General features: G+C 41.4%; 29 protein-coding genes and 2 pseudogenes. 12 read left to right on the forward strand and 19 right to left on the reverse strand.

All coding sequences use genetic code 11. The features are described 5' to 3' along the window. Positions 1 to 170: 170 nt before the first annotated feature. From ACGF49_RS03645 to ACGF49_RS03695, 11 genes and pseudogenes are all read right to left on the reverse strand, one after another. Positions 171 to 488, reverse strand: a pseudogene (locus ACGF49_RS03645) (hypothetical protein); the annotation flags it as partial. A gap of 208 nt (positions 489 to 696) precedes the next feature. Then, positions 697 to 1,029 carry a helix-turn-helix domain-containing protein gene (locus ACGF49_RS03650; RefSeq protein ID WP_240002839.1) on the reverse strand — a complete coding sequence of 111 codons (333 nt, stop codon included), beginning with the start codon at positions 1,027 to 1,029 and terminating at the stop codon, positions 697 to 699. Between the two features lie 361 nt (positions 1,030 to 1,390). Then, on the reverse strand, positions 1,391 to 1,612 hold the full coding sequence (locus ACGF49_RS03655) for a DUF6392 family protein (RefSeq protein WP_262977736.1): 222 nt from the start codon (positions 1,610 to 1,612) through the stop codon (positions 1,391 to 1,393). 105 nt (positions 1,613 to 1,717) lie between these two features. Continuing rightward, positions 1,718 to 2,176 carry a DUF6392 family protein gene (locus tag ACGF49_RS03660; protein WP_262977737.1) on the reverse strand — a complete coding sequence of 153 codons (459 nt, stop codon included), beginning with the start codon at positions 2,174 to 2,176 and terminating at the stop codon, positions 1,718 to 1,720. A gap of 13 nt (positions 2,177 to 2,189) precedes the next feature. Then, positions 2,190 to 2,642, reverse strand: a complete 453-nt coding sequence (locus ACGF49_RS03665) for a DUF6392 family protein (RefSeq protein ID WP_262977738.1) — start codon at positions 2,640 to 2,642, stop codon at positions 2,190 to 2,192. A gap of 101 nt (positions 2,643 to 2,743) precedes the next feature. Beyond that, positions 2,744 to 2,980 (reverse strand): DUF6392 family protein, encoded by a 237-nt coding sequence (locus tag ACGF49_RS03670; RefSeq protein WP_315901976.1) that lies wholly within the window; start codon positions 2,978 to 2,980, stop codon positions 2,744 to 2,746. Between the two features lie 173 nt (positions 2,981 to 3,153). Beyond that, positions 3,154 to 3,624 carry a DUF6392 family protein gene (locus tag ACGF49_RS03675; protein ID WP_065822769.1) on the reverse strand — a complete coding sequence of 157 codons (471 nt, stop codon included), beginning with the start codon at positions 3,622 to 3,624 and terminating at the stop codon, positions 3,154 to 3,156. Between the two features lie 294 nt (positions 3,625 to 3,918). Further along, positions 3,919 to 4,209: a hypothetical protein gene (locus ACGF49_RS03680; protein ID WP_387489698.1), complete on the reverse strand. Its 291-nt coding sequence runs from the start codon at positions 4,207 to 4,209 to the stop codon at positions 3,919 to 3,921. A 175-nt stretch (positions 4,210 to 4,384) separates the two neighbouring features. Continuing rightward, entirely contained in the window at positions 4,385 to 4,852 is a 468-nt protein-coding gene (locus ACGF49_RS03685) for a DUF6392 family protein (RefSeq protein ID WP_262977740.1), read from the reverse strand. Positions 4,853 to 4,917: 65 nt separating this feature from the next. Further along, positions 4,918 to 5,385, reverse strand: a complete 468-nt coding sequence (locus tag ACGF49_RS03690) for a DUF6392 family protein (RefSeq protein WP_262977741.1) — start codon at positions 5,383 to 5,385, stop codon at positions 4,918 to 4,920. Further along, positions 5,385 to 7,058 carry an S-type pyocin domain-containing protein gene (locus ACGF49_RS03695; RefSeq protein WP_387489701.1) on the reverse strand — a complete coding sequence of 558 codons (1,674 nt, stop codon included), beginning with the start codon at positions 7,056 to 7,058 and terminating at the stop codon, positions 5,385 to 5,387. Before ACGF49_RS03695 ends, ACGF49_RS03690 begins: the two co-directional genes overlap by 1 nt. A 238-nt stretch (positions 7,059 to 7,296) precedes the next feature. Between ACGF49_RS03695 and ACGF49_RS03700 the strand changes: the two genes are divergently transcribed. Beyond that, on the forward strand, positions 7,297 to 7,464 hold the full coding sequence (locus ACGF49_RS03700) for a hypothetical protein (RefSeq protein WP_387489704.1): 168 nt from the start codon (positions 7,297 to 7,299) through the stop codon (positions 7,462 to 7,464). Between the two features lie 75 nt (positions 7,465 to 7,539). On the opposite strand, the gene mrcB is transcribed toward ACGF49_RS03700, so the two are convergent. Both mrcB and ACGF49_RS03710 read right to left on the reverse strand, forming a co-directional pair. Next, entirely contained in the window at positions 7,540 to 9,999 is a 2,460-nt protein-coding gene (mrcB, locus tag ACGF49_RS03705) for a bifunctional glycosyl transferase/transpeptidase (RefSeq protein ID WP_113042289.1), read from the reverse strand. 93 nt (positions 10,000 to 10,092) lie between these two features. Further along, a pseudogene (locus ACGF49_RS03710) lies at positions 10,093 to 10,560 on the reverse strand (ATP-dependent helicase C-terminal domain-containing protein); the annotation flags it as partial. 122 nt (positions 10,561 to 10,682) lie between these two features. Here ACGF49_RS03710 and sfsA point away from each other — a divergent pair. From sfsA to panD, 8 genes are all read left to right on the forward strand, one after another. After that, complete coding sequence (sfsA, locus tag ACGF49_RS03715; RefSeq protein ID WP_113042292.1) at positions 10,683 to 11,390, forward strand: DNA/RNA nuclease SfsA; 708 nt, start codon at positions 10,683 to 10,685, stop codon at positions 11,388 to 11,390. 195 nt (positions 11,391 to 11,585) lie between these two features. Then, complete coding sequence (gene dksA / locus ACGF49_RS03720; protein WP_011145244.1) at positions 11,586 to 12,041, forward strand: RNA polymerase-binding protein DksA; 456 nt, start codon at positions 11,586 to 11,588, stop codon at positions 12,039 to 12,041. A 63-nt stretch (positions 12,042 to 12,104) separates the two neighbouring features. Next, on the forward strand, positions 12,105 to 13,055 hold the full coding sequence (gene gluQRS / locus ACGF49_RS03725; protein WP_113042294.1) for a tRNA glutamyl-Q(34) synthetase GluQRS: 951 nt from the start codon (positions 12,105 to 12,107) through the stop codon (positions 13,053 to 13,055). Between the two features lie 90 nt (positions 13,056 to 13,145). Continuing rightward, positions 13,146 to 14,648: a polynucleotide adenylyltransferase PcnB gene (gene pcnB, locus ACGF49_RS03730; RefSeq protein ID WP_262405145.1), complete on the forward strand. Its 1,503-nt coding sequence runs from the start codon at positions 13,146 to 13,148 to the stop codon at positions 14,646 to 14,648. Positions 14,649 to 14,654: 6 nt separating this feature from the next. Continuing rightward, positions 14,655 to 15,170 carry a 2-amino-4-hydroxy-6-hydroxymethyldihydropteridine diphosphokinase gene (folK, locus tag ACGF49_RS03735; protein WP_262977745.1) on the forward strand — a complete coding sequence of 172 codons (516 nt, stop codon included), beginning with the start codon at positions 14,655 to 14,657 and terminating at the stop codon, positions 15,168 to 15,170. 70 nt (positions 15,171 to 15,240) lie between these two features. After that, a complete protein-coding gene (gene panB, locus ACGF49_RS03740; RefSeq protein ID WP_113042298.1) occupies positions 15,241 to 16,032 on the forward strand; it encodes a 3-methyl-2-oxobutanoate hydroxymethyltransferase in 792 nt (263 codons plus the stop codon). A 53-nt stretch (positions 16,033 to 16,085) separates the two neighbouring features. Next, on the forward strand, positions 16,086 to 16,940 hold the full coding sequence (panC, locus tag ACGF49_RS03745; protein WP_113042299.1) for a pantoate--beta-alanine ligase: 855 nt from the start codon (positions 16,086 to 16,088) through the stop codon (positions 16,938 to 16,940). Positions 16,941 to 17,007: 67 nt separating this feature from the next. After that, positions 17,008 to 17,388 (forward strand): aspartate 1-decarboxylase, encoded by a 381-nt coding sequence (panD, locus tag ACGF49_RS03750; protein ID WP_262977747.1) that lies wholly within the window; start codon positions 17,008 to 17,010, stop codon positions 17,386 to 17,388. A 99-nt stretch (positions 17,389 to 17,487) separates the two neighbouring features. Here panD and ACGF49_RS03755 read toward each other — a convergent pair whose 3' ends face one another. Beyond that, positions 17,488 to 18,258, reverse strand: a complete 771-nt coding sequence (locus tag ACGF49_RS03755) for an ABC transporter permease (RefSeq protein WP_011145237.1) — start codon at positions 18,256 to 18,258, stop codon at positions 17,488 to 17,490. A gap of 11 nt (positions 18,259 to 18,269) precedes the next feature. Continuing rightward, the gene (locus tag ACGF49_RS03760) at positions 18,270 to 19,181 is read right to left on the reverse strand and encodes an ABC transporter ATP-binding protein (protein WP_011145236.1); all 912 of its coding nucleotides are present in this window, start codon (positions 19,179 to 19,181) and stop codon (positions 18,270 to 18,272) included. A gap of 187 nt (positions 19,182 to 19,368) precedes the next feature. Between ACGF49_RS03760 and can the strand changes: the two genes are divergently transcribed. After that, the gene (gene can, locus ACGF49_RS03765) at positions 19,369 to 20,022 is read left to right on the forward strand and encodes a carbonate dehydratase (protein ID WP_011145235.1); all 654 of its coding nucleotides are present in this window, start codon (positions 19,369 to 19,371) and stop codon (positions 20,020 to 20,022) included. Positions 20,023 to 20,472: 450 nt separating this feature from the next. Here can and ACGF49_RS03770 read toward each other — a convergent pair whose 3' ends face one another. Next, complete coding sequence (locus ACGF49_RS03770) at positions 20,473 to 20,751, reverse strand: DUF1778 domain-containing protein (protein WP_113042301.1); 279 nt, start codon at positions 20,749 to 20,751, stop codon at positions 20,473 to 20,475. A gap of 489 nt (positions 20,752 to 21,240) precedes the next feature. Between ACGF49_RS03770 and ACGF49_RS03775 the strand changes: the two genes are divergently transcribed. Both ACGF49_RS03775 and ACGF49_RS03780 read left to right on the forward strand, forming a co-directional pair. Beyond that, positions 21,241 to 21,495 (forward strand): AbrB/MazE/SpoVT family DNA-binding domain-containing protein, encoded by a 255-nt coding sequence (locus ACGF49_RS03775; protein WP_036782605.1) that lies wholly within the window; start codon positions 21,241 to 21,243, stop codon positions 21,493 to 21,495. Next, positions 21,495 to 21,836, forward strand: coding sequence for a type II toxin-antitoxin system ChpB family toxin (locus tag ACGF49_RS03780; RefSeq protein WP_036782608.1), 342 nt, complete (start codon positions 21,495 to 21,497; stop codon positions 21,834 to 21,836). The genes ACGF49_RS03775 and ACGF49_RS03780 overlap by 1 nt, the downstream gene beginning before the upstream one ends. A 145-nt stretch (positions 21,837 to 21,981) precedes the next feature. Here ACGF49_RS03780 and hpt read toward each other — a convergent pair whose 3' ends face one another. The 3 genes from hpt to ACGF49_RS03795 all read right to left on the reverse strand — a co-directional run bounded on the left by hpt (position 21,982) and on the right by ACGF49_RS03795 (position 24,047). Beyond that, entirely contained in the window at positions 21,982 to 22,518 is a 537-nt protein-coding gene (gene hpt / locus ACGF49_RS03785; protein WP_011145232.1) for a hypoxanthine phosphoribosyltransferase, read from the reverse strand. Positions 22,519 to 22,852: 334 nt separating this feature from the next. Beyond that, positions 22,853 to 23,392 carry a Panacea domain-containing protein gene (locus ACGF49_RS03790; RefSeq protein ID WP_229015775.1) on the reverse strand — a complete coding sequence of 180 codons (540 nt, stop codon included), beginning with the start codon at positions 23,390 to 23,392 and terminating at the stop codon, positions 22,853 to 22,855. A 154-nt stretch (positions 23,393 to 23,546) separates the two neighbouring features. Beyond that, entirely contained in the window at positions 23,547 to 24,047 is a 501-nt protein-coding gene (locus ACGF49_RS03795) for a GNAT family N-acetyltransferase (RefSeq protein ID WP_011145230.1), read from the reverse strand.

Below are 24,047 nucleotides of genomic sequence, written 5' to 3' on the forward strand. Positions count from 1 at the left end.
TGGGAGCATAGATAACTATGTGACCGGGGTGAGTGAGTGCAGCCAACAAAGAGGCAGCTTGAAAGATGACGGGTATAAAATAACAAATTTTTAATCATGTTAACATATGGGCATCGAAAATCATTAATAACGTTGTTTGATCTTGTTATCAAAATAGCGAAAAAAATAAATCATTTTTCATAATTATAACCACACCCTATTTTATTATTATCTGTTATTCCTATAGGAAATGAATTCAAAAATATTTTCACTTTTTCGCGCAACTGCCACATATACTGGCAGAATGATTTCGTGTCACCGTTTCATACAGAGATTGCACAGGCGTTCAAATTTATTCAGCTAAGGATAATAAACATATAAAATAATAGGTTAATAGGATGACGGGCCAGACAATCATTGACCAGTCGGATTTTATGAATACTGTAATTATCCAAAATTAACGTTAGAGTTTCAGTGTGACAATATTCACCCAAGATATTGATAAATACTTAAATATTCATTACCATTATTTACACAACCTCTTTATTCATTATATATACCCTACGGATTTCAAGATGCATCGCAACGGCAAGGGAGCGAATCCCCGGGAGCATAGCGAACTATGTGACCGGGGTGAGTGAGTGCAGCCAACAAAGAGGCAACTTGAAAGATGACGGGTATATGTAAATTCACTATAAATTACGTTGATAACTTCCATTACCATTCTGGTGTATCCTCTTCAATATGTTTTTTTCTAAGACCAGATGCTCGTTGTCGTTTTTTTCCTTGAAGTTTAGCGAGTTGGATAGGAGATATGCTTTGTTTAGGAAGAAAAAGATTTAATTGTTCGGTTAAGTTTAATGCTGCCATAACGGCAACAAAAATCTCTAATTGGACTTTACCTTTTTCAGCATTCAGTACAGTTTTTCTTGTGACGCCTAAAAGCTTAGCAATTTCAGCTTGAGTCAGATCATTGTTTAGTCGAGCTTGTTTCAAGCGCTCTCCCAATTCTTCTGCAATTGCTAAAGCTGTTTTTTCATGTGATATCATAAAGACCCCAAAATGACACATTAAAACCATTATTATCTATAATGGTCAATTATAAGCACATTATATATCAATCGTAACTTTGTATACTAATGTCCTATTAAAAAGACATTATAGACTTTAATAGTGATAAAATCCTATATACCCTATGGATTTCAAGATGCATCGCGACGGCAAGGGAACGAATCCCCGGGAGCATAGATAACTATGTGACCGGGGTGAGTGAGTGCAGCCAACAAAGAGGCAACTTGAAAGATGACGGGTATATATGGAACATTATGAGATGAGTTGATATAGGTAGAAACTGAATGCACACGTCATTGGATTAACCCGAGGGAATGGCAATTGATTTAGATAAACATAACTAGGCCGTTACTTCATCGATCAATGTCAGAGTAACAGGTGTTAATTTCTTACTGGTCCGGTTAAAAGCCAGAAATATCCCCTCTTTCTGCATATCTAGCGACACATAATAGTCACCAGAATCTCCTCTAGGCTTACTCTTATAAGGAGTTAAACCTTCATTAAAAATTTCCTGATAAGATTTACCCAGGCTATTTATTAACGCTTCAATATTGATCGCCATTATTTATATAACCTCTTAACTCATATCTAACCTCTAGTATATAAACATGGATAATGGTTTATTAACTGCTATCAAATGAAAGTAGAAAAATATTCCAGAAAGCGTTTATACAATATGCTCAAAGATTAATGCATGTACCCGTAAATCAGCCAAATAGAGAAAACGAATTTCTGTATTAGGATATTGCTCACTCAACTTATGTGTATAAGAATCATATCCACCAACAATGCCAATAACAGGGATTTTTTCTGGGCCACCAGCAGAATCTGGTTCCCCCATAAGGGCTCTAACAATTGCTCTATCCATTGAATGTAAAAATGGGTAAGGCAATTCTCCATTATATTCTCCACTACCTTCATAAGCGTTAACAAGTGTAATTTGTACAGATTCTAATATACTTGAATCAGCGTGAAACACTAATGTAAGGCCAACGTCAGGTCCACAATTGAACGTATCAGCATTCTCAAACAGAAACTCAAACTTTCCGGCTGGAATAAGTTTTTTTTCAACTAATTGCTCCACCGTTTGTCCTAAACTTTTAATCATCGTCATAATATCTGCCATTATTCCCCCTTTTTCAGATAGTGTTGAAAGTAAGTGCTCTCACTCGATAATAAGCATCATAAATAAAAATGACTTCCACGTTTGGATAAGATTTTATACTATTTATATAAGCATCGTATCCACCAATAACACCTATAACCGGTGCTTCTATCATATCTTTTGACTCCGTAGGTTCTCCATATTCAGCTCTTATCATTGCCTTATCCATTAAAGGTAAAAATGGATAAGGCAAACTACCATTATATTCATCATGATCACCATGTATATCAATTAGAGTTATCTGGACTGAATTCAATTGCCTAGATTTAGAATCAAAAACTAATGTGATTCCTTTTTCAGGCTCGCAATTGAACGACTCATCCCCTTCAAAGTGAAACTTAAATACTCCTTTAGATATCTCACCATCCTCAACTAACGTTTCCGCGGTTTTTCCAAGATATTTAATTAATTTCGTAATATTAGTCACTATTACTACCCTTATTCTTCATTCAATTAGTGTAGTTCTTCCAATATCTTATATCACTTCTGCTTATTCCGCCTTTGAGATATCTCTACCATGTCACACTTTCAGAACGAAGGATAACGGGGCCGTTCTTCATCGATCAATGTCAGCGTGACATGTGTTAATTTCTTGCTGGTCCGGTTAAAAGCCAGAAATATCCCCTCTTTCTGCATATCTAACGACACATAATCGTCACCAGAATCTCCTCTAGGCTTACTCTTATAAGGAATTAGTCCTTCATCATAAATATCTTGGTAGGCTCTACCTAAGCTATTAATTAACACTTCAATGTTTGTCGCCATCATTTATCCCAAAAATCCAGTGTACAATAGCACAAAATGTCGATATTGAACATGGGTAGTGGTTTATTGGCCTCTACCCAATCGAAGCAAGGAACTGGAAAAAGAATTCCAGATTGAGTTTCCAAAAGAGAACTAATTCTTCCTTTACTAACTCCGTTTTTAAGATGTCTCTATCACGTCACATTTTCAGCACCAAGGAAAGTTATTGTCTCAACTTGCCCAAATAAATCATGAGAGAATTGTATATAAATCATTTCTTCTGATTCAGGTACATTGTAGCGATAGAGGTCTTTCCAACCATATTGACAGTTAAACACCTGACATGGCGGAAAGGACTTAATTGCCGCCCCAAAATACTCCTCAACCCATTCACGCGTCATTGGATTAACCAAAGGGGATGGCAATTGATTTGGATAAACATAACCGGGCCGTTCTTCATCGATCAATGTCAGAGTAACATGTGTTAATTTCTTACTGTTCCGGTCAAAAGCCAAAAATACTCCCTCCTTCTGCATATCTAACGACACATAATCGTCACCAGAATCTCCCCTAGGTTTACTCTTATAAGGAATTAGACCTTCATCAAAAATTTCCTGATAGGTTTTACCCAAACTATTAATTAATGCATTAACATTGATCGCCATTATTTATATAACCTCTGTTTCTGATTTATATCGTGGATCTTCTGGTGAGCACTCTCCAGCTCCTGCTCACTAAACCCTTCTTCCTCTAGGTAGGGTTTTAAGGTATTAAAATTATTGTCTACAGCTTGTTTTAAATTTTCTGCATCCTTCGCTATTTGCTCCGGTGTATTCCGCCCACCAAAGGTTTCACTGTAAATAAGATTCCAAAATAGTGCCGCATTTTATACCACCAATAATTCCATGTATAACAATGTGTTGAAGAAGGTTATGTGTAGCAGAATTATGAAACGTTATTTACTTCTGATGTACTTTCGAGGGAATGATAATAGCTGCAACATCTTTTACTTGTTTGTTTAGTTCTTTTGGTCTCAACATGGGATTTAACCTTTTTGCAGCTGCTTTTATAGCAGCAGCCGAAGGCATATGATCAGCATGCGTTCCATTCCTTAGTCTCCCCGTAAAGTTTCTATATAAATCCACCTCTAACAATTTCACCGGTGGTTTACTCAAATACACATACACCGGCGGCATATTAGGAACGGGGAGGATCAGAATATAATCACGAAAATCCTTCTCTTCCGGCATCAGCAGCGACTCAATATCGCTGCATACTTTATCTGAAACAAATAATAAGAAATTACTCCTCGCTAAAAATTTAAGTGATTATTCCATTTTGGTTAAACCAATTCATCTTCAATTTAACTTCTCAAACTACTGATTGATGAATTGGCTCTTAAGCAAAACCTCCTCTTTATATTAACTACCAACGTACTTCTGAGGTGGGTAAGAATGTCACTGATATAACTTGCTCCAATAAATCATAATCAAACTTCATACCGGTCGGAATACGAAAATCCAGCAATGTATATAACTCAGTCCAGCCAATGTCTTTTTTGAGCCTTTTTCTCGGTGGAAGAAATTTTTCTGGTTTGCCAAATTGTTCATGAACCCACTGTCGGCACATCAATGGAATTAATGGTGAAGGCAGCTCATTAGTAAACTGGTATAAAGAATTCTTCTCGTCAAACAAAGTTAATGTAATTTCTTTTAATCGCTTTCCTTCCCGATGGAAAGACAGAAAGACGCCTGCTTTAACCATATCCAAGCACACTACACTATCACCGGCAAAACCACTTGGTTTCGTTTTATAAGGGATTAACCCTTCACCAAAAATTTCCTGATAAGGTTTACCCAAACTGTTTATTAATGCCTCTACATTGACTGTCATTATTTTTATAGCCTCTTCTCTGATATATCTTCCACTTAGGTTTTCAAATTTTTTACAGGAAAAAATCATATTTTCCTCTCAAAAACCAATCCTCGAACACGCAAATCCTTTAAATATAGGACACGAATATTTGTATCAGGGTATATAGATTGAAGTTTGCGAATATAACAATCATGTCCGCCGACAACACCAATAACAGGAACTTTTGTTTCCTCTGAGGTAACATCAGGTTCGCCTAGCAAAGCTCTAACAGCAACTTTATCCATTGATAGAGTAAACGGAGGAGGCATTTCCCCATGATACATTTCACTATTTCCAGAATGTCTAGAAGTACTAATCAGTGTAAATTCAACTGACCTTAATTTTCTCGATTTATCATCGAATACCAAGATAAGACCAGCCTCAGGTTCATAATTAAACGTATCAGCTCCTTCAAAAAGATATTCAAATTTTCTATCAGAAATAAGTTTTTTTTCAACTAATTGCCCCGCTGTTTGACCCAAATTTTTAATCATCGTCGTAATATCTACCATTATTCATACCACCCTTTTTCTTTATTCAGTCGGTGTAGTTGTCCTAGCGCTTTATCCAACTGCTCATCAGTATAGCCTTCTTCCCGTAGGCCAGGAGCTTGGGCATTAAAATTACTATCTACGGCAGCTTTTAGATCCATTGAATCTTTTACCGTTTTATCTGGAGTATTCCTACCACCATAGGTTTCACTATATTTTTGGTGTACTCGCTTAGGAATCGCAATCGAGATACCCTCTTTTAAAGCATTTTTAATATCTTGCTCTTGAATTTCTTCTCCGTATGTTTTTATTAAAAACTCTCTCAATGCCGCCTGAGAAGGAATATGATCAATATCCAACCCATCATTACGGCTACGTCCAGCCAGATCCTGATATTCTCCCACTTCCAACGGTTTCACCGGCGGTTTACTCAAATACACATACACCGGCGGCATATTAGGAACGGGGAGGATCAGAATATAATCACGAAAATCCTTCTCTTCCGGCATCGGTAACGATTCAATATCGCTGCCCACTTTATCCGGGATCGGCAACACGGTTATTTGCGACGGAATAAACGGCTGTTCTTCATTCCCGGTATGGGCTGGAACCTTGAATTCCTGTTCGTTCGGCGTCCATAAAATTATCGGCCGGTATTCTCCCGGTTCCCAAAACTCGTAATTACCGGTGGTCCGATTCAGCGTCATCATGCGAACCGGCACTTTATCCAGACCACCTTCCGGGCTGACGTGATATCCCTGAACCGTCATCCTGCCGCTTTTTTCATCTCTGATCCAGCGAAAACGTACACGAGTTGGTGCTTTACCGTACTGTTCCGCTATCTGTCTCAGGCGATACGGATCTAAGTAATCCTCCTCACCTTCATTCAGCTTAGGTGAATAAAACAGCCCCATTAACCCAACTGTCACCGGATTCGGTGCCGCCAGCCAACGTCCAGCACTGATAGCGCCGCCGCCAATGTAACGCATCACCAGCGTTTCCCCTTCCGCTACCGCGCTACGAGCAGTGGCGGCCACGGCGGTAGCGGCTACTTCGGCTTTATCTTCACCACTACGGAACCACCGTTTATACCACGGTAATTTTTTATCCTGCGGTTTATCCGGTTCAGGCGGCTGTTTCTTACCTTGCAGAGGCGGTTCTGGTTTTTGCGGCGTCACCGGAGTGGGAGATGACGGAACCTGATATATCGCCATTCTGCCGAAGTTATCCGCCGGTTCGGCTTCGGTTCCGGCATCGGTACAACCTTTACCCCGTAAGCAGGATTTCGCAAACACCGGTATCGGAGGCTCTTTAGTCACAGGAGGTGCGGGCTGAACGTTTCTCGCTTCCTCCACCGGCGACGAGAAATTCTGGGCCGCCATATTAACAGGGGCTGTAGCCCGATTATTGGGCTGCTCCTGCTTCTCATAGCTGTCCATCTCCGAATTGATAAAACTAGCCCGACAGGGGCAAGTACTGACACTATCCAATGTGCCAGCCAACTTACGTCCCATATCAAACACATCTGATACACCACCGACAATCGTATAACTACCGGGATGTTTGCCACAGGTGACCTTATCTCCTTCACGAGCGGTTGCCCGTCCATTAAATGTCATGGTGTGGTCACCGGTAATAATCTGTCCGCCACAGGTTGTCTTATCACCAACGAGCAAGAAATATCCTATTGCCATCTATTCATCTCTCCATTGATTTATAGTATGGAGAGTGGATCTAATTGAAATTATCGTCATATCATTATCACCATGAGTTAATACACATGATTAATAATTCACCATATTTCACTTAAAAAACATATAGAAATATTCTGAAAATTGCTTATTTTATTGTCTCTAACAGGTGTAAAACATCATTTTTTTGCAACAACTTATATGCAATTAAATAACAATTATGGGTATCACCGCCATTGCGATGATCATATATACCCTATGGATTTCAAGATGCATCGCGGCGGCAAGGGAGCGAATCCCCGGGAGCATAGATAACGATGTGACCGGGGTGAGTGAGTGCAGCCAACAAAGAGGCAACTTGAAAGATGACGGGTATAAAGTCGAAAAGATAATGGCGCGGTATGTTTAGGAAACCGGTAAACTCAGAAAATCAAAACGCTGACCAGAAGATCAGCGCTTTGTCATTCATCTCATCAAATAGTTATTATTGACCAAACATCTCTCGCAACCAGCCCGGTGCTTGTTCTTGCTGTTGAACAGGTGCTGATACCGCTGTTTGTTGGCACAAACTCTGTGGGTCATAAGTCCAAACCGGTAATGTTCTCCAGCCACTGCCACTACAGCTAAAACTACCATCCTGATTAACCACCATATCGACAATGCCTTCCGGTGGAATGTTATTCAACATCAACGGCGTCTGATTTTCCAGATAACGGCGATACACATTCAACGCCCCTGTAGCACCTGTCAGATTGGTCGGTTCATTGTTATCTCGGCCAACCCATGCTATCACTACCTCTTTACCATCGATTCCGGCAAACCAGCTATCACGCAGATCATTGGTGGTACCCGTTTTACCCGCCAGATTATAACGACCAAACTTAGCGTTCAGAGAACGAGAAGTTCCATTCGCTACAACCTGCTGCATACCATACAGCGTCAGATAAGCCGCCTGAGCCGGTACAGCCCGTTCAGCCTGTGGGTAACTTTGATATATCACGGTGCCATCTTCCGTGATGACAGAACGTAACGCGGAAAGCGTCGCGCGGTTGCCGCCACTCGCCATCGTCTGATATTCCTGCGCCACTTCTAACGGTGTCAAGCTGAGAGAACCCAGTAACATGGCCGGAACCTGCTGAATTACTTCCTCCGGTACGCCAAGCCGGATTAATGTGTTGCTAACATGATCAAGACCAACCGCCAATCCAAGATTCACCGTAGGAATATTCAATGAACTTGCCAGCCCATCTATCAACATGACACGCCCACGGAAACGACGGTCATAATTTCTCGGTTCCCAAACCTTGCTGTTCGGCTGTTTTACCGCAAGGGGTTCATCCGCCAGCCAGGTATTCAACCGATATTGATCCGGTTCACTCAATGCCGCCAAATAAGTAGAGGGTTTTGCCAGTGAACCAATTGAACGACGCGCCATCATTGCTCGGTTAAATCCAGCATATTGAGGTTGAGAACCACCAACCATCGCCCTGATTTCACCACTGATGCGATCGACAATCACCATTGCCCCTTCAAGGTCAGCAATTTTGCGGGTTTTTCTCAGGCTGGCAATCCCCTCTTCTACTGCGTTTTCAGCCGCATCCTGAGATACCGGGTCCAAAGTAGTGAAGATTTTCACGCCGGACAGATCATTTACTCGATCGCCAAGTCTATCCTGCAATTCCTTACGAACTAGCTGCATAAACGCCGGTTGTGGGGTGATAACACCACCTTTCGGTTTTACCCCCAGTGGACGAGCGCTCAATAACTTATAAAGATCTTCATCAATAATTTGCTGGTTTTGTAACAGTTTGAGCACCACATTACGACGCTGGAGAACGAGTTTAGGATTACGCCACGGATTATAGAGTGAAGCTCCTTTCACCATACCTACCAGCAACGCCTGTTGATCTAAACTCAATTCATCTACGGGACGACCAAAATAATAGAGGCTCGCCAGCGGGAATCCTCGGATCTCCCCATCACCACTTCGGCCTAAATAAACTTCGTTCAGATACAGTTCGAGAATCCGATCTTTGCTGTAACGATAATCCATCAGCACAGCCATATAAGCTTCATTGGCTTTGCGCACCAAAGTGCGCTCATTGGTCAGGAACAAGTTTCTAACCAATTGCTGCGTCAGGGTACTTCCCCCCTGAACGGTACGCCCGGCAGTCAAGTTAGCCAGTGCTGCACGCCCAATGGAAAGAATACGAATACCATCATGTTGATAAAAATGACGATCTTCGGTCGCCAGCAAGGTGTTAACCAGTAAATCGGGGAAACCAGAACGTGGCACAAATAACCGCTGCTCCCCATTAGGAGACTGCAACATGGTAATCAGCTTCGGATCAAGGCGGAAGAACCCAAATTGACGCTGATTTTCCAGATTTTCGATCCCTGCCAGACGGTTATCGCTGAACGTTAGCAAAGCGTGGATCTGCCCCTCTTTACTGTCAGGAAAATTAAACGGGCGGCGTAACATTTCAATGGTTTCACCTCTAACAGAAAACTCCCCAGGACGGGTAATTTTCGTCACCTGGCGATACTGCATCCCTTCCAGCAGATATACCATCTCTTTCTTACTGTAGTTCATGCCCGGTTCAAGATTAACCATGCGACCATAGACTGCCGCAGGTAACTCCCAAACTTTTCCATCAATGCGATCGCGGATTTTAGCATCCAGATAGACACCATAAGCCGCCAGTAATACGGCAAAAATAATAAATATTTTGAATAACAACCAGAACCAACGCCACTTTTTCTTAGGTGGACGGGAATACATTCCTTTCTTTGTCATGGGTTGATCCTCTTCATCATCGTAGTCCTCATCTTCATAGCCATTATTATCATCATCCAACAGATACCGTCTTTTTAATGGCCGTTTACGGCGGGATACCAACTTTTTGCCTTTACGTCCGATTGGTTGACGATCTTCACCAGACATTCCAAAATTCTCCAAAACCGCTCAGATGCTATTAATGGGTTTTCATATTTTTTAATGAATTTATTCACTTACAAAAACAAAGGTTAAATTCTATTATGAATATTTTTTTGTCCGCCGAGTAGGTACCGTATTTGCCGGATCATCCGGCCATAAATGTTTTGGGTAACGCCCTTTCATCTCTTTTTGTACTTCACGATAGGAGCCTTGCCAAAAAGCAGCCAAATCCTGCGTGATCTGCAATGGCCTTTGGGCTGGTGATAAGAGTTCAAGCACCAGCGTTACCCGCCCTTTTGCCAGAGATGGGCTTTGCTGTTCACCATACATTTCCTGCATCCGAACAGATAATACAGGTGGTTTATCACTGAAATAACGGATTGCTATCCGGCTGCCAGTAGGGACAGTGTAATAAATAGGCAGTTCATTATCCAGACACTGTTGTTGTTGCCAATCCAGCAAATTTTCCAGTGCTGGCAATAAATCAATCTATTTCAGCCCCTTCAAATCACGCACACCAGTAAGGAACGGCATTAACCAATCATCAAGAGAAGCCATTAATGGCTCGACGACCTCATATACAGGCAATAAAGACACAAACACTCCATACAAAGAAAGTTAACTTTCAACTGTCGGCATTGTAGCATTGCCCGCTTCAATCTTATGCCATCCGTCATTCAGGAGTTTTTATGGAATTCTATCCGCCCTTACAATCCGCCACACTAGTTCGTCGCTATAAACGTTTCCTGGCTGATGTCATCACACCGGAAGGCGAAACACTGACTATCCACTGCGCCAATACGGGCGCAATGACCGGCTGTGCGATACCGGGAGAGACGGTTTGGTACTCCACCTCTGATAATCCCAAACGTAAATACCCCAACAGTTGGGAATTGACAGAAACACAGGATGGTCACTGGATTTGTGTTAATACGCTCAGAGCAAATGATCTCGTCGCTGAAGCCATTGCACAAAATGCTATTCCAGAATTTTCTGAATATAAAAAAATCAGTCGGGAAGTGAAATATGGCGAAGAGAACAGCCGGATAGATCTGCTATTACAGGCAGAACAGCAAGTTAATTGCTACATTGAAGTGAAATCAGTGACCCTTCTCCAGGAAAATTGTGGCTATTTCCCTGATGCTGTCACGACTCGCGGGCAAAAACACCTACGGGAATTGCAACACATAGCAGAACAAGGGCAAAGGGCTGTTTTATTTTTTGCGGTCTTGCATTCCGGCATCAGGCAGGTCGCGGCGGCTGCACATATTGATCATAATTATTCATCTCTTTTGGAACAAGCGCAAAATTCTGGGGTCGAAGTTATCTGTTACCAGGCCAACATGACAGGAAAAGGGATGGTTTTAGGCGATAAGTTAACTTTTGTACTAAAATGATTAACTTACCGATTCACCTAATATTTGCAGCCAAGTTGTACAAGGTGTAAAGGCATGCAATACATTTGCTTCCACACCATTGTGAAACTAATGGCAGGAACAATTGCCAACCCTTGCTCCATCTGCTATTTATAACGGCCTATTTTTTTCCCCGCTAGGGGTTCGTTTGATAGTGCGTGTGTTAGGAGAAGTATTATGCAAGAAGGGCAAAAACGTAAAACCTCGTCCTTAAGCATTCTCGCCATCGCTGGGGTAGAACCTTACCAAGAGAAGCCAGGTGAAGAATACATGAACGATGCCCAGTTGGCGCATTTCAAGCTAATTCTTGAAGCATGGCGCAATCAACTCAGGGATGAAGTAGATCGTACTGTATCTCATATGCAGGATGAGGCAGCGAACTTCCCTGATCCAGTTGACCGTGCGGCGCAGGAAGAAGAATTCAGTCTTGAATTACGTAACCGCGATCGTGAGCGTAAATTGATTAAGAAGATCGAGAAAACCCTGAAAAAAGTCGAAGATGACGATTTCGGTTTTTGTGAATCCTGCGGCATTGAGATAGGCATCCGTCGTTTGGAAGCCCGTCCAACCGCAGATTTGTGTATTGATTGTAAGACGCTGGCCGAAATCCGTGAAAAACAGATGGCTGGCTAATTAATGGTGTTCCGAATACGGCGTCTTTATGACGCCGTATAAACAACCCCACTGATCTCCACTATGATAAAATCTGAACGTCCCCAGGCTTATATTGGGCGTTTCGCCCCATCACCTTCTGGTGACCTGCATTTTGGTTCATTAATCACTGCCATTGGCAGCTATTTGCAAGCCCGTGCTTGTCAGGGAAAGTGGCTGATACGTATTGATGATATTGATCCGCCCAGAGAAGTTCCCGGTGCTGCCAGCCGGATTCTTCACGCACTTGAACATTACGGTTTACATTGGGATGGTGAAATTCTTTATCAATCTCAGCGCCATGAGGCTTACTGTCATGTCCTTAATCAATTGCAACAACAAGGTTTAAGTTATTACTGCACCTGTACCCGTCAACGCATTCACCAGATTAATGGTTTTTATGATAGAAACTGCCGTGAATTAAATTTGCCCATTGATCATGCAGCAATTCGATTCAAGCAGCGTCATCCGGTTTACGGTTTTGAAGATAAATTACAAGGATATCTGAACGCCGATCCGGTCATGGCTGAAGAGGATTTTATTATTCACCGTCGTGACGGTTTATTTGCCTATAATTTAGTGGTTGTTATTGATGATGATTACCAAGGGGTGACTGAGGTGGTAAGAGGGGCAGATTTGATTGAACCAACTGTCCGCCAAATTGCGCTTTATCAGCAGTTAAATCTCAAAATACCTGACTATATTCATTTACCACTCGCTCTGAATAAGGACGGCAATAAACTTTCCAAACAGAATCATGCTCAGCCGATCCCATTGGATGATCCCCGGCCATTACTGATTGAAGCATTATCTTTCCTTAATCAATCTGTTATAGAAAACTGGCAAGATCTTTCTCGTGATCAATTGTTGCAAAAAGCAACAGCACGTTGGGATCTGGATCGAATTCCACGACAAGGTAAAATGCACGTAGATAACATGAATAAAGTTACGGTTAGTCATAACAACCATTCTCAAAAAATACACAGTAGGCTATGATTAGCCGCTGTTTTTTATTTGTTTTATATGATTAGTTACTTATCGAGGTGTACCATTTTTAACCGAGTAGCAAATTTCTGCCGTAACTTATTGATCCGCGAAGGGAAAAATAACCGCGAACTACAGGCAGCCAGTGAAAGGCCAGTCACCGGATCTGACCGTTCTGCTCAGGAAGAGTACATAACTCTTCACTCTAATCGCCAAAACCCTTATCAACCCTTATCCAATGTGGAGACACCAAGGAAGGTTGAACAGGAGAATCCTCATTCGGATTTATCGATAACGATAATTCCACGGGAACAACATTGTATTTCCCGCAGAGATATCAGTGAAAATGCACTGAAAGTCCTTTACCGTTTGAATAAATCCGGTTTTGAAGCCTATCTGGTTGGCGGTGGTGTCCGTGACTTATTACTCGGTACGAAGCCGAAAGATTTTGATATTGCCACCAATGCCACTCCAGAACAGGTGCGTAAATTATTCCGCAACTGCCGTCTGGTTGGACGCCGCTTTCGCTTAGCTCATATTATGTTTGGTCAGGAAGTGATTGAAGTCGCAACATTCCGTGGTCCACATGAACAAACGGGTTCTGATGATAAAAATCAGTCACAACAAGCACAAAGCGGCATGCTACTGCGGGATAACATCTTCGGCTCAATTGAAGAAGATGCTATGCGCCGCGATTTCACCATAAACAGCCTCTATTATGGTATCAATGATTTCTCTCTGCGTGATTATGCCGGTGGCCTTCATGATCTGGAAACCGGTGTTATCCGCTTGATTGGCGATCCTGAAACCCGCTATCGGGAAGATCCAGTAAGAATGCTGCGCGCGATCCGTTTCGCTAGCAAACTGAATATGACCATCAGCGAAGGTACCGCCGAACCTATTTCTCGTTTGGCTTTTCTGCTGAGTAATATTCCACCTGCCCGTCTGTTTGAAGAATCTTTAAAACTTTTACAAACCGGTCAAGGTTACAGCACTTATAAACTTCTGCGCGAATACCGCCTATTTCAACCACTTTTCCCATTGGTTCAACGCTATTTCACCGAAAATAACGATTCGCCAATGGAACGTATACTCAATCAGGTTTTGAAGAATACCGATTACCGGTTACAAAATGATAAACGGGTTAACCCGGCGTTTTTGTTCGCCGCAATGCTCTGGTATCCACTGGTTGAACATGCGGAAAAGCTGTCTCAAGAAGGTGGCCTGGCTTACTACGATGCTTTTGCATTGGCGATGAATGACATTCTGGATGAGCAATGCCACTCCATTGCCATTCCTAAGCGCCTGACAACCATCATGCGTGATATCTGGCAATTACAGTTACGTCTGCCACGCCGTCATGGTAAGCGGGCGAATAAACTGATGGAACACCCTAAATTCCGTGCTGCCTATGACTTACTGGAACTGAGAGCCAATGTTGAAAATCGCAATGAGCTAAAAGATCTTGTCGATTGGTGGGGAGAATTTCAGCAAGTCAATGCATCACAGCAACGGAGTATGATTTCTGAACTGGGCAGTGAGATTGTTCGTCGTCGTACACGGCCTCGCCGTCACTATAAACCAAGACTGAGCAGGAACAGCTAATAAATTATGGCTCGTGTTTATATCGCTGTTGGTAGCAATCTGGCAGAACCTATGCAGCAAGTAAAAAATGCACTTGCTGCATTAAACGATTTACCGGAAACAGAATGTATTGCCTGCTCCTCACTGTATCGTACTAAACCGATGGGGCCGCAGAATCAACCTGATTTTCTGAATGCGGCAGTCGCACTGGAAACCTCGCTAACACCGGAAGAATTACTCAATCACACTCAGGCGATTGAACTGGCCCAAGGACGGGTAAGAAAAGATGAACGCTGGGGGCCAAGAACACTCGATCTGGATATCATGCTATTTGGCGATCAGGTGATTACTACCGAACGATTGACTGTTCCTCACTACGGACTAAAACAGCGCGAATTTATGCTCTACCCGTTAGCTGAAATTGCCCCTGATCTTATATTTCCTGATGGGGAAGCTTTATCTGAAAGACTGAAACACATCCCAGAAAACGGCCTGACACTCTGGCTGCAACCGCAGTCCTCTGATTCTAATCACTACATATAGGGATCTCAGTTCAGTCCGTGGCCGATTTCTGTACATAACAAGAAAAATTGCAGGAGAAGGAAGATAAATAATGAAACCAATAACCATGACTGATCTGAATCAGCTCAAAAAAGAAAAACGTAAATTCGCGACTATTACCGCTTATGACGCCAGCTTTGCTCACGTGTTTGCCGAGCAAGGTATCAATGTCATGCTGGTTGGCGACTCACTGGGTATGACTGTGCAAGGGGCTGATACCACCATTCCAGTGACGGTTGAAGATATTGTCTATCATACTCGTTGCGTCCGTGCCGGAGCACCTTATACTTTTATCATTGCCGATATGCCTTTCATGAGTTATGCCACACCAGAGCAAAGTTGTGAAAACGCAGCCAAGCTTATGCGTGCTGGCGCTAACATGGTGAAACTTGAAGGCGGTAGCTGGTTATACGATACCATTAGCATGCTTACCGAGCGTTCTGTACCTGTTTGCGCTCATTTAGGGCTAACTCCTCAATCAGTCCATATTCTTGGCGGTTATAAAGTTCAAGGACGTGATGAAGTATCAGCGAATCAATTGATAAAAGATGCAATTACCTTAGAAAAAGCAGGCATACAACTGCTGGTGCTAGAATGCGTACCCGTTGATTTAGCTAAACGTATCACCGATGAATTACAGATCCCGGTAATTGGTATTGGCGCTGGTAATGTGACTGATGGGCAAGTTTTAGTGATGCATGACGCACTAGGCATTACCGTAAGCCCCCCTAAATTTGTGAAAAACTTCCTTGAAGAAGCAGGAAATATACGTGATGCCATCCGCTTATATAAAGAACAAGTGGAAAGCGGCGCCTACCCAAGTAAAGAACACTCATTTTATTAATAAATTACCCTTGTTAGCCCGAAGGCTGTATACATTCTAAGGAGTATTAAGCAATGCTGATTGTCGAAACTGTACCGATTCTACGCCGTGAAATCCGCCGCTGGCGTCAGGAAGGAAAACGCATTGCACTGGTGCCAACAATGGGTAACTTGCACGACGGCCATATGACGTTAGTCGATACAGCCAAAGGGCAAGCAGATATTGTGATCGTCTCTATTTTCGTCAACCCGATGCAGTTTAATCGTCAGGATGATCTGGCAAGATATCCCCGCACTTTACAGGAAGATTGCGAAAAACTTCATCAACACGGTGTCGATCTGGTATTTGCTCCTGCTGATAAGGAAATATACCCTGATGGTATGGAACATCAGACTTATGTTGAAGTTCCTGGGCTTTCTACCATGCTGGAAGGGGCCAGTCGTCCCGGTCATTTCCGTGGTGTTTCAACCGTGGTGAGCAAACTATTCAATCTAGTGCAACCAGATTTAACCTACTTTGGCGAAAAAGATTTTCAACAATTACAACTTATTCGCAAAATGATCGCCGACCTGGCTTATGACATTACGCTGGTTTCAGTACCTACTGTGCGCGACAAAAATGGCCTGGCTCTCAGTTCGCGTAATAACAATTTAACAGCCGATGAACGTCGAATCGCCCCAGAACTCAGCAAGATCATGCGATCTATCGCTGAAAAAATGGCACAGGGTGAATGCCACACAGAACAATTGCTCATTCAAGCTTCCGTACAACTACACGAAATGGGTTTTGTACCTGATGAGTTGTTTATCCGTGACGCCGAAACATTGGCGCCGTTAAATACCGAAAGTAAAAAAGCCGTTATTCTAATAGCTGCCTGGTTAGGGCAAACCCGTTTGATCGATAATCAGCAAGTAGATTTAACGCAATAATCGCCGTTGTATCAGGCGTTATTGATGCAAAAAGGTTCTAAGTTGTCATCGAATCAGGAGAAAAACCATGTTGCGTACGATGCTACAGGGGAAATTGCACCGGGTGAAAGTCACTCAGGCAGATTTGCATTATGAAGGTTCTTGTGCAATTGATCAGAATTTCATGGATGCAGCTGGTATTCTGGAATATGAAGCTATTGATATCTATAACGTGGATAACGGCGAGCGTTTTTCCACTTATGCTATCGCCGCTGAACGTGGTTCTAGAATAATTTCAGTTAACGGAGCAGCAGCACGCCGTGCTGCGGTAGGTGATAAGCTAATTATTTGCTCATATGTACAAATCCCTAACGAAGATGCCCGTCATCATAAGCCTAATATCGCTTACTTCGACAGTGATAATATTATGAGCCGTATAACTAAAGCCGTGCCAGTTCAGGTAGCGTAAATATTAATTTAAGCGCCCAATAATGGGTAGGTTGTGAAGACATCGCAAATGAATTCCCCCTACCCATTCATCACCACTTAATAACAAAAAAATCTACAATTAAGTCCTCAATCCCCGCCCTGTTTCAATTAAATACCAGGCAACAAGATAAAAAGCCACAATAAATGCAGTCAAAACACTCAACGTAATTATCAAAGAAACATCAGTAATCCCCAGGAAACCATAACGGAAACCACTAATCATATAAACGATCGGATTCAACTTGGAAACCGCTTGCCAAAATGGGGGTAATAATGTCAATGAATAAAACACCCCACCAAGATAAGTCAGTGGCGTTAATACGAAAGTCGGAATAATGCTGATATCATCAAACGTTTTAGCAAAAATCGAATTCAGCAACCCCCCTAGTGAGAACAAAATGGAGGTCATCAACAACGTGACAACAATCATCCACCACGCATGAATATGAAGCGGCACAAAAAATAGAGAAACCAATGTCACCAGAATACCGACGCAGACACCACGGGCAACACCACCACCAACAAACCCCACAATAACTATGTGTGTCGGAACCGGCGCTACTAATAATTCCTCAATACTGCGCTGGAATTTCGCACCAAAGAAGGAGGAAGAAACATTGGCATAAGAGTTAGTAATCACCGACATCATAATAAGGCCAGGGACAATAAACTGCATATAATCGACACCGCCCATTTCCCCAATACGCGAACCAATCAAGCTACCGAAGATAATAAAATAGAGCGACATGGTAATAACCGGTGGTAATAAAGTCTGTACCCAGATACGACCAAAACGGGTAATTTCTTTAATCCAGATAGTTTTTAGCGCCACCCAGTACAACTGAATCATTTACTATCTCCTTACTTATTGTTCACCAAGCTGACAAATAACTCTTCCAGACGGTTCGCTTTATTACGCATACTTAAAATATGAATACCCTGAGCACTTAATTGGGTAAATACGCTATTTATTCCCTGACCACGCTGAACATCCACTTCCAAAGTAGAGGCATCCAGCAGTCGATAATCATATCCTACTAGTTCAAGAATTGGGTTTTGTGTCGCCAGATCGAAGAAGAATGTTTCAGACTCCACCCGACTGAGTAAATTTTTCATACTGGTGTTTTCCACCAATTCACCATGCTGAATAATGCCAATATTACGGCACAGCATTTCTGCTTCTTCCAGATAGTGAGTCGTTAGAATAATTGTCGTTCCTTGGGCATTCAGCTCTTGCAAAAAATTCCACATAGAGCGACGAAGTTCAATATCAACACCAGCAGTCGGTTCATCAAGGATCAATAACTTAGGCTGATGCATCAACGCTCGTACAATCATCAAGCGTCGTTTCATCCCACCAGACAGACGAATCGCCCGTTGGTTGCGTTTTTCCCACAGATCTAACTGCAACAGATAAGTTTTCGCTCTGGCTTGCGCTACTTTTCGCGGTACACCATAGTAACCGGCCTGATTGAGAACAATCTGCAACACCGTCTCAAACGGGTTAAAGTTAAATTCCTGCGGAACAAGACCTAACTGGCGTTTAGCATTGACAATATCAGTATCAATATCATAGCCAAACACCTTAACCTTACCGCTGCTTTTGTTTACCAGAGAGCTAATAATGCCGATTGTGGTGGATTTCCCTGCACCATTCGGACCTAATAATGCGTAGAAGTCTCCAACTTCCACATTCAGATCTATCCCACGCAGTGCCTTAACACCATCAGTGTAAGTCTTAGTAAGCTGCGTTAACTCCAATGCATAAGTCATAAATTACAAAACACCTTTATTATCTGGTCGCTTTTGCGTGTAATGTGGAAACATAATGCTGTTTTTCTGCCTGACTTGCTTTACAAAAACAGTAGAAAGATTAAAAACAAACAGCAATAAAATATTAAAATTTCAATTGATGTTGTATATGATTCTATCTTAAAGAAACACTACCAGGCTATGAATCATGATGAAAAAAATAGAAGAGCTGCTTGCCAATAACAAGCAGTGGTCAGAATCGGTTAACGAAGAAAATCCAATTTTTTTCAAAGAATTAGCAAAATCACAAAAACCTCATTTCTTATGGATTGGTTGTTCAGACAGCCGGGTACCAGCAGAAAAACTAATTGATGCCGCCCCCGGTGACTTATTTGTTCACAGAAACGTTGCAAACCTGGTTATTCATACTGACTTAAATTGTCTTTCAGTTATTCAATATGCAGTAGATGTACTGGAAGTTGAACATATCATTATCTGCGGACACTACGGTTGTGGTGGTATCGAAGCTGCAATTGATGGCACCGAACTGGGATTGATTAACAACTGGCTGCTACATATTCGTGATCTTTGGTATAAACACAGTTCTATGCTAGGTGAATTACCCCCTAATGAGCGTCTGAACCGTCTGTGCGAAATTAACGTTGTTGAGCAAGTATATAACCTTGGTCACTCAACCATTATGCAAGCAGCATGGAAACGAGGCCAAAAAGTGATGATCCACGGTTGGGTTTACGGTATCCATAATGGTCAATTGCAAGATCTGGAAGTCACGGCTGACAGCCGTGAAAAACTGGAGCTTGCCTATCGCCAGACAATATCCAAACTGACGCATAAGAAGTGATTTTTTAGATCATTCATAAAATACGCTGTAGAAAAGGTTATATTTAACTTTTTCTATAGTGTAATTAAACGAAGATTTTCAATTTATAGATTATAGATTATAGATTATAGATTATAGATTATAGATTATAGATTATAGATTATAGATTATAGATTATAGATTATAGATTATAGATTATAGATTATAGATTATAGATTATATTAAAAATATATTTTAATTTTTTCTCAGACTTAAAAATTATATTTTACCCTTTAAACTCATGATAATATTTTTCTCCAGAGATATTATCTAAACTAGAGTGGAAAGTTTACAACATAGGTTCGCGAAGCATTCTCTTTTTGATTTTTTAATGCTCTGTCTGTTAACCAGTTGTCCAGGGTGTCAATTCCTGAAGTAAAACTATTTAAATTGTGATCATCTGTTAACAAGGTTGGATCATTAATCATTCTATCACCACGGTTTTTTCATATTTTCCGTTTTGATAAGACGCTCATTTGGAGCAGCCGGAGCATCAAGTTTAGCAATAAAAACATTAAAAATTTCTGGATATACAACCATAAAGGAGTGTTCCAATAAAGTATTTTCAGCATCACGTTTGATTGTATCAAGGACATATTCAGTAACGGTTTTTCCCTTCACTTTTGCCGCTCTATCTATTAAATCCCGATCCTCTTGCCTAATCCTCAAGTTGAGTGTCTTATTTTTACGATTCTCACTTATTACGTTCATTTCAAATCTCCTTATGCTATAGGTGAGCTAAATAATACACAAACGTAACGCCATTATCATCACATTTCTAGAGGAGAGAATTCCCATTAGGCATAGAGGCTTACATCGGCTTTCGCTAATAAAAATGCAATATACCCGTTATCTTTCAAGTTGCCTCTTTGCTGGCTGCACCTATTCACCCCAGTCATATAGTTCGCTACGCTCCCGGGGATTTGCTCCCTTGCCGTCACGATGCATCTTGAAATCCTAGGGTATATAGCGTAATTAAACGAAAGTTTATGCAAATTTTTATTTTATTAAATCGCTACCTATTTGAATATCAACTATCTATTTTAATTTCTTTATTTTACGAATGTACGAATACGGTAATAAAAAGAAGATTTTTATGAGCGATCAAATCTCATTACCTGTAATAACAATGTTGACACTTAGGCAGAACCACTCTAAAGTGTTAACAATGTGATAACCGTTACTTGCGAGGAAAGTTCTATGCTTACTCATGTCAGAAAAATTGGAAACTCTGTTGGTACTATTATTCCAGCTCAACTATTGAAATCCCTCCACCTGAAAGAAGGTGACCAATTATCAATTGTCGAAGAACAAGGGAAAATCGTAATCTCCGCAGTAAACCATCGTCCCAAGTACAAATTAGCCGATCTACTAGCTCTATGTGACTCAGAAGCACCAATGCCTGAAATCTTAAAAGAATGGGATACCAGTAAACCTGTAGGGAATGAAGTGTAATGGCAACATTTCAACGAGGGGATATTGTTGAGGCGTGCTTAAACCCAGTCGCGGGTCAAGAACTGCAAGGTGACAAAAGGCCATGCTTAGTAATAAGTCCATACAATTTTAACAAATTAGGTTTAACAATTATTATTCCTATAACACAAGGAGGAAATTATGCCAGGTTTGCGGGTTTTGCCGTGACATTGATGGGCACTGGAACACAGACTCAAGGAGTTCTATTAGCGAATGGCATTCGTTCCATCGATCTAAATGTAAGACAAGCAAGAAAAATTGAAGAGGCCCCGACGTCTGTAGTTAATGAAATTTTAGCCGTAGTGTCCAGCATATTGGAATAAATTCTGCTGCTAAGTATGGTTCCACGACTGTAAGCCATATTAAGCACCGTGCCAAAATGTAGATAGGAGCGCAGCTCTATATATCATACCTGAATCACAAAGCAAAAACGGCAACCGAAAGTTGCCGTTTTCAAATACGAGAAAACTACTCTTCTAGCAAAACCACATGGCCGATATAAGGTAGATGACGGTAAAGTTGCGCATAATCGATACCATAACCCACCACAAATTTATCCTCAATTGAGTAACCAATCCACTCAACCGGAACATCAACTTCACGGCGGGAAGGTTTATCCAGCAAGGTACAGATTGCCAGTGATTTTGGCTCACGCAACGCCAAAATTTCACGCACTTTATTCAGGGTATTACCTGAATCAATAATATCTTCCACAATCAGTACATGCTTACCACGAATATCCTCGTCCAGATCTTTCAGGATTTTCACATCACGAGTGGAATTCATACCGCTACCGTAACTGGAAGCCGTCATAAAGTCGACTTGATGAGGGATCTGAATTTCACGGCATAAATCAGCCATAAAAATAAATGAACCTCTCAGCAACCCGACCAATACCAGCCCACTACCACTGTCACAATAGTGTTCAGTAATCTGTTTTCCCAGTTCAGCAATACGTTGTTTAACCTCCTGTTCGGAGATCATAACTTCTACAGTGTGTTTCATTATAAAGTTAACCAATTGTTTTTAATGAATAAATATATAAAAATCAATAAAAGATTATAACCAGTTGATATGCCAATTAATACGCCATTCTTCTAGCAATATTATTGAACAGTTCCTTTCCCTTAGGATATCTCAAGGCAAGTATGGCATAAGATAAGGATATTCATGGGAAACCAATCTATAGATCATACACCAAAACTATTATTCAGTAATAATAGCTCACAGCAGCAAACCAACAGATATTTTAACTTTGGCGGCGTTGTAAAAGGTCAGTGAAGATAAAAAAATCCGCCCTAAAAGATGCGGAAAATCTGTCACCAAAATTAGTCATCAGCTACTCAGTAGAAATCAGATAAGCAACTAACTTGTCACCATCCTTACAACTGGCAGCTATCACATCCAATGGAATCTCTCTATTCTGGTTAGCCGTCATCCAAACACTATCGTGGCTGATATCACGTATTTCTTTAAACGAGAGATTCCCATATTTTTCGATTGCTTCATTTATGCAATCAATATCCGAATCACTAAATACATCTTCATCGAAATCACGCAAAGCACGTATTTGATGATTTCCATGACGTCCCTCTACTGACAACAATGACCGAATGACATCAACATCACACTTATTTGGAATAAAGCGCCCGTCTCCCCTGGCTACTTTTATAATATCATAGGCATTCACTGCAACAGGGCCATCTTTCATTGCAAGATAGTTATCACCCGTAATTAACCGACCATAACGCTCCAAATGCAGCCGGTCAGCAAAATACAGAATTTTACCCACATGATAAACGTCAGAAATTGGCGCTATAGAGGCAACGTACAGAATAGCCTCTATAGCCTTTTCTGAGTCAAATCTTGCACTAATCATCTCAATTACCTTCATTTAAATATACCCGTTATCTTTCAAGTTTCCTCTTTGTTGGCTGCACTCACTCACCCCGGTCACATCGTTATCTATGCTCCCGGGGATTCGCTCCCTTGCCGTCGCGATCCATCTTGAAATCCATTGGGTATAAATAGTATTAATCTGTTATTTTAAAAACCGTTTTTAAATCCTTTAGCGTGATCATTAACGTCATTGGATTTAAAAGCGAATCACTAAAACCCACAGACTTATAAAATGCCTTAGCATTCTCCGAGATAGCATGGACAATCAACCCCCTAACACCCACCAAATCTGCCGCTTGAGCGACACGTATGGAAGCATCTCTAACTAAATAGCGACCAAACCCTCTTCCTTGATAACGCTTATCAACAGCTAAGCGACCCAAAATAATCGTCGGAATAGGATTTGGCATATTACGCTTAAACTTGCTTATCGCCTCTTCTGACATAATTGAGCCGGTCGCTAACGAATAATAAGCAATAACATCTCTGTCTTCGCTTACAACATAGGTTCGTGAAGCATTCTCTTTTTGATTTTTTAATGCTCTGTCTGTTAACCAGTTGTCTAGGGTATCAATTCCTGAAGTAAAACTATTTAAATTGTGATCATCTGTTAACAAGGTTGGATCATTAATCAT

Source organism: Photorhabdus sp. RM96S (genome assembly GCF_042879335.1).
GTDB lineage: Bacteria > Pseudomonadota > Gammaproteobacteria > Enterobacterales > Enterobacteriaceae > Photorhabdus > Photorhabdus kayaii.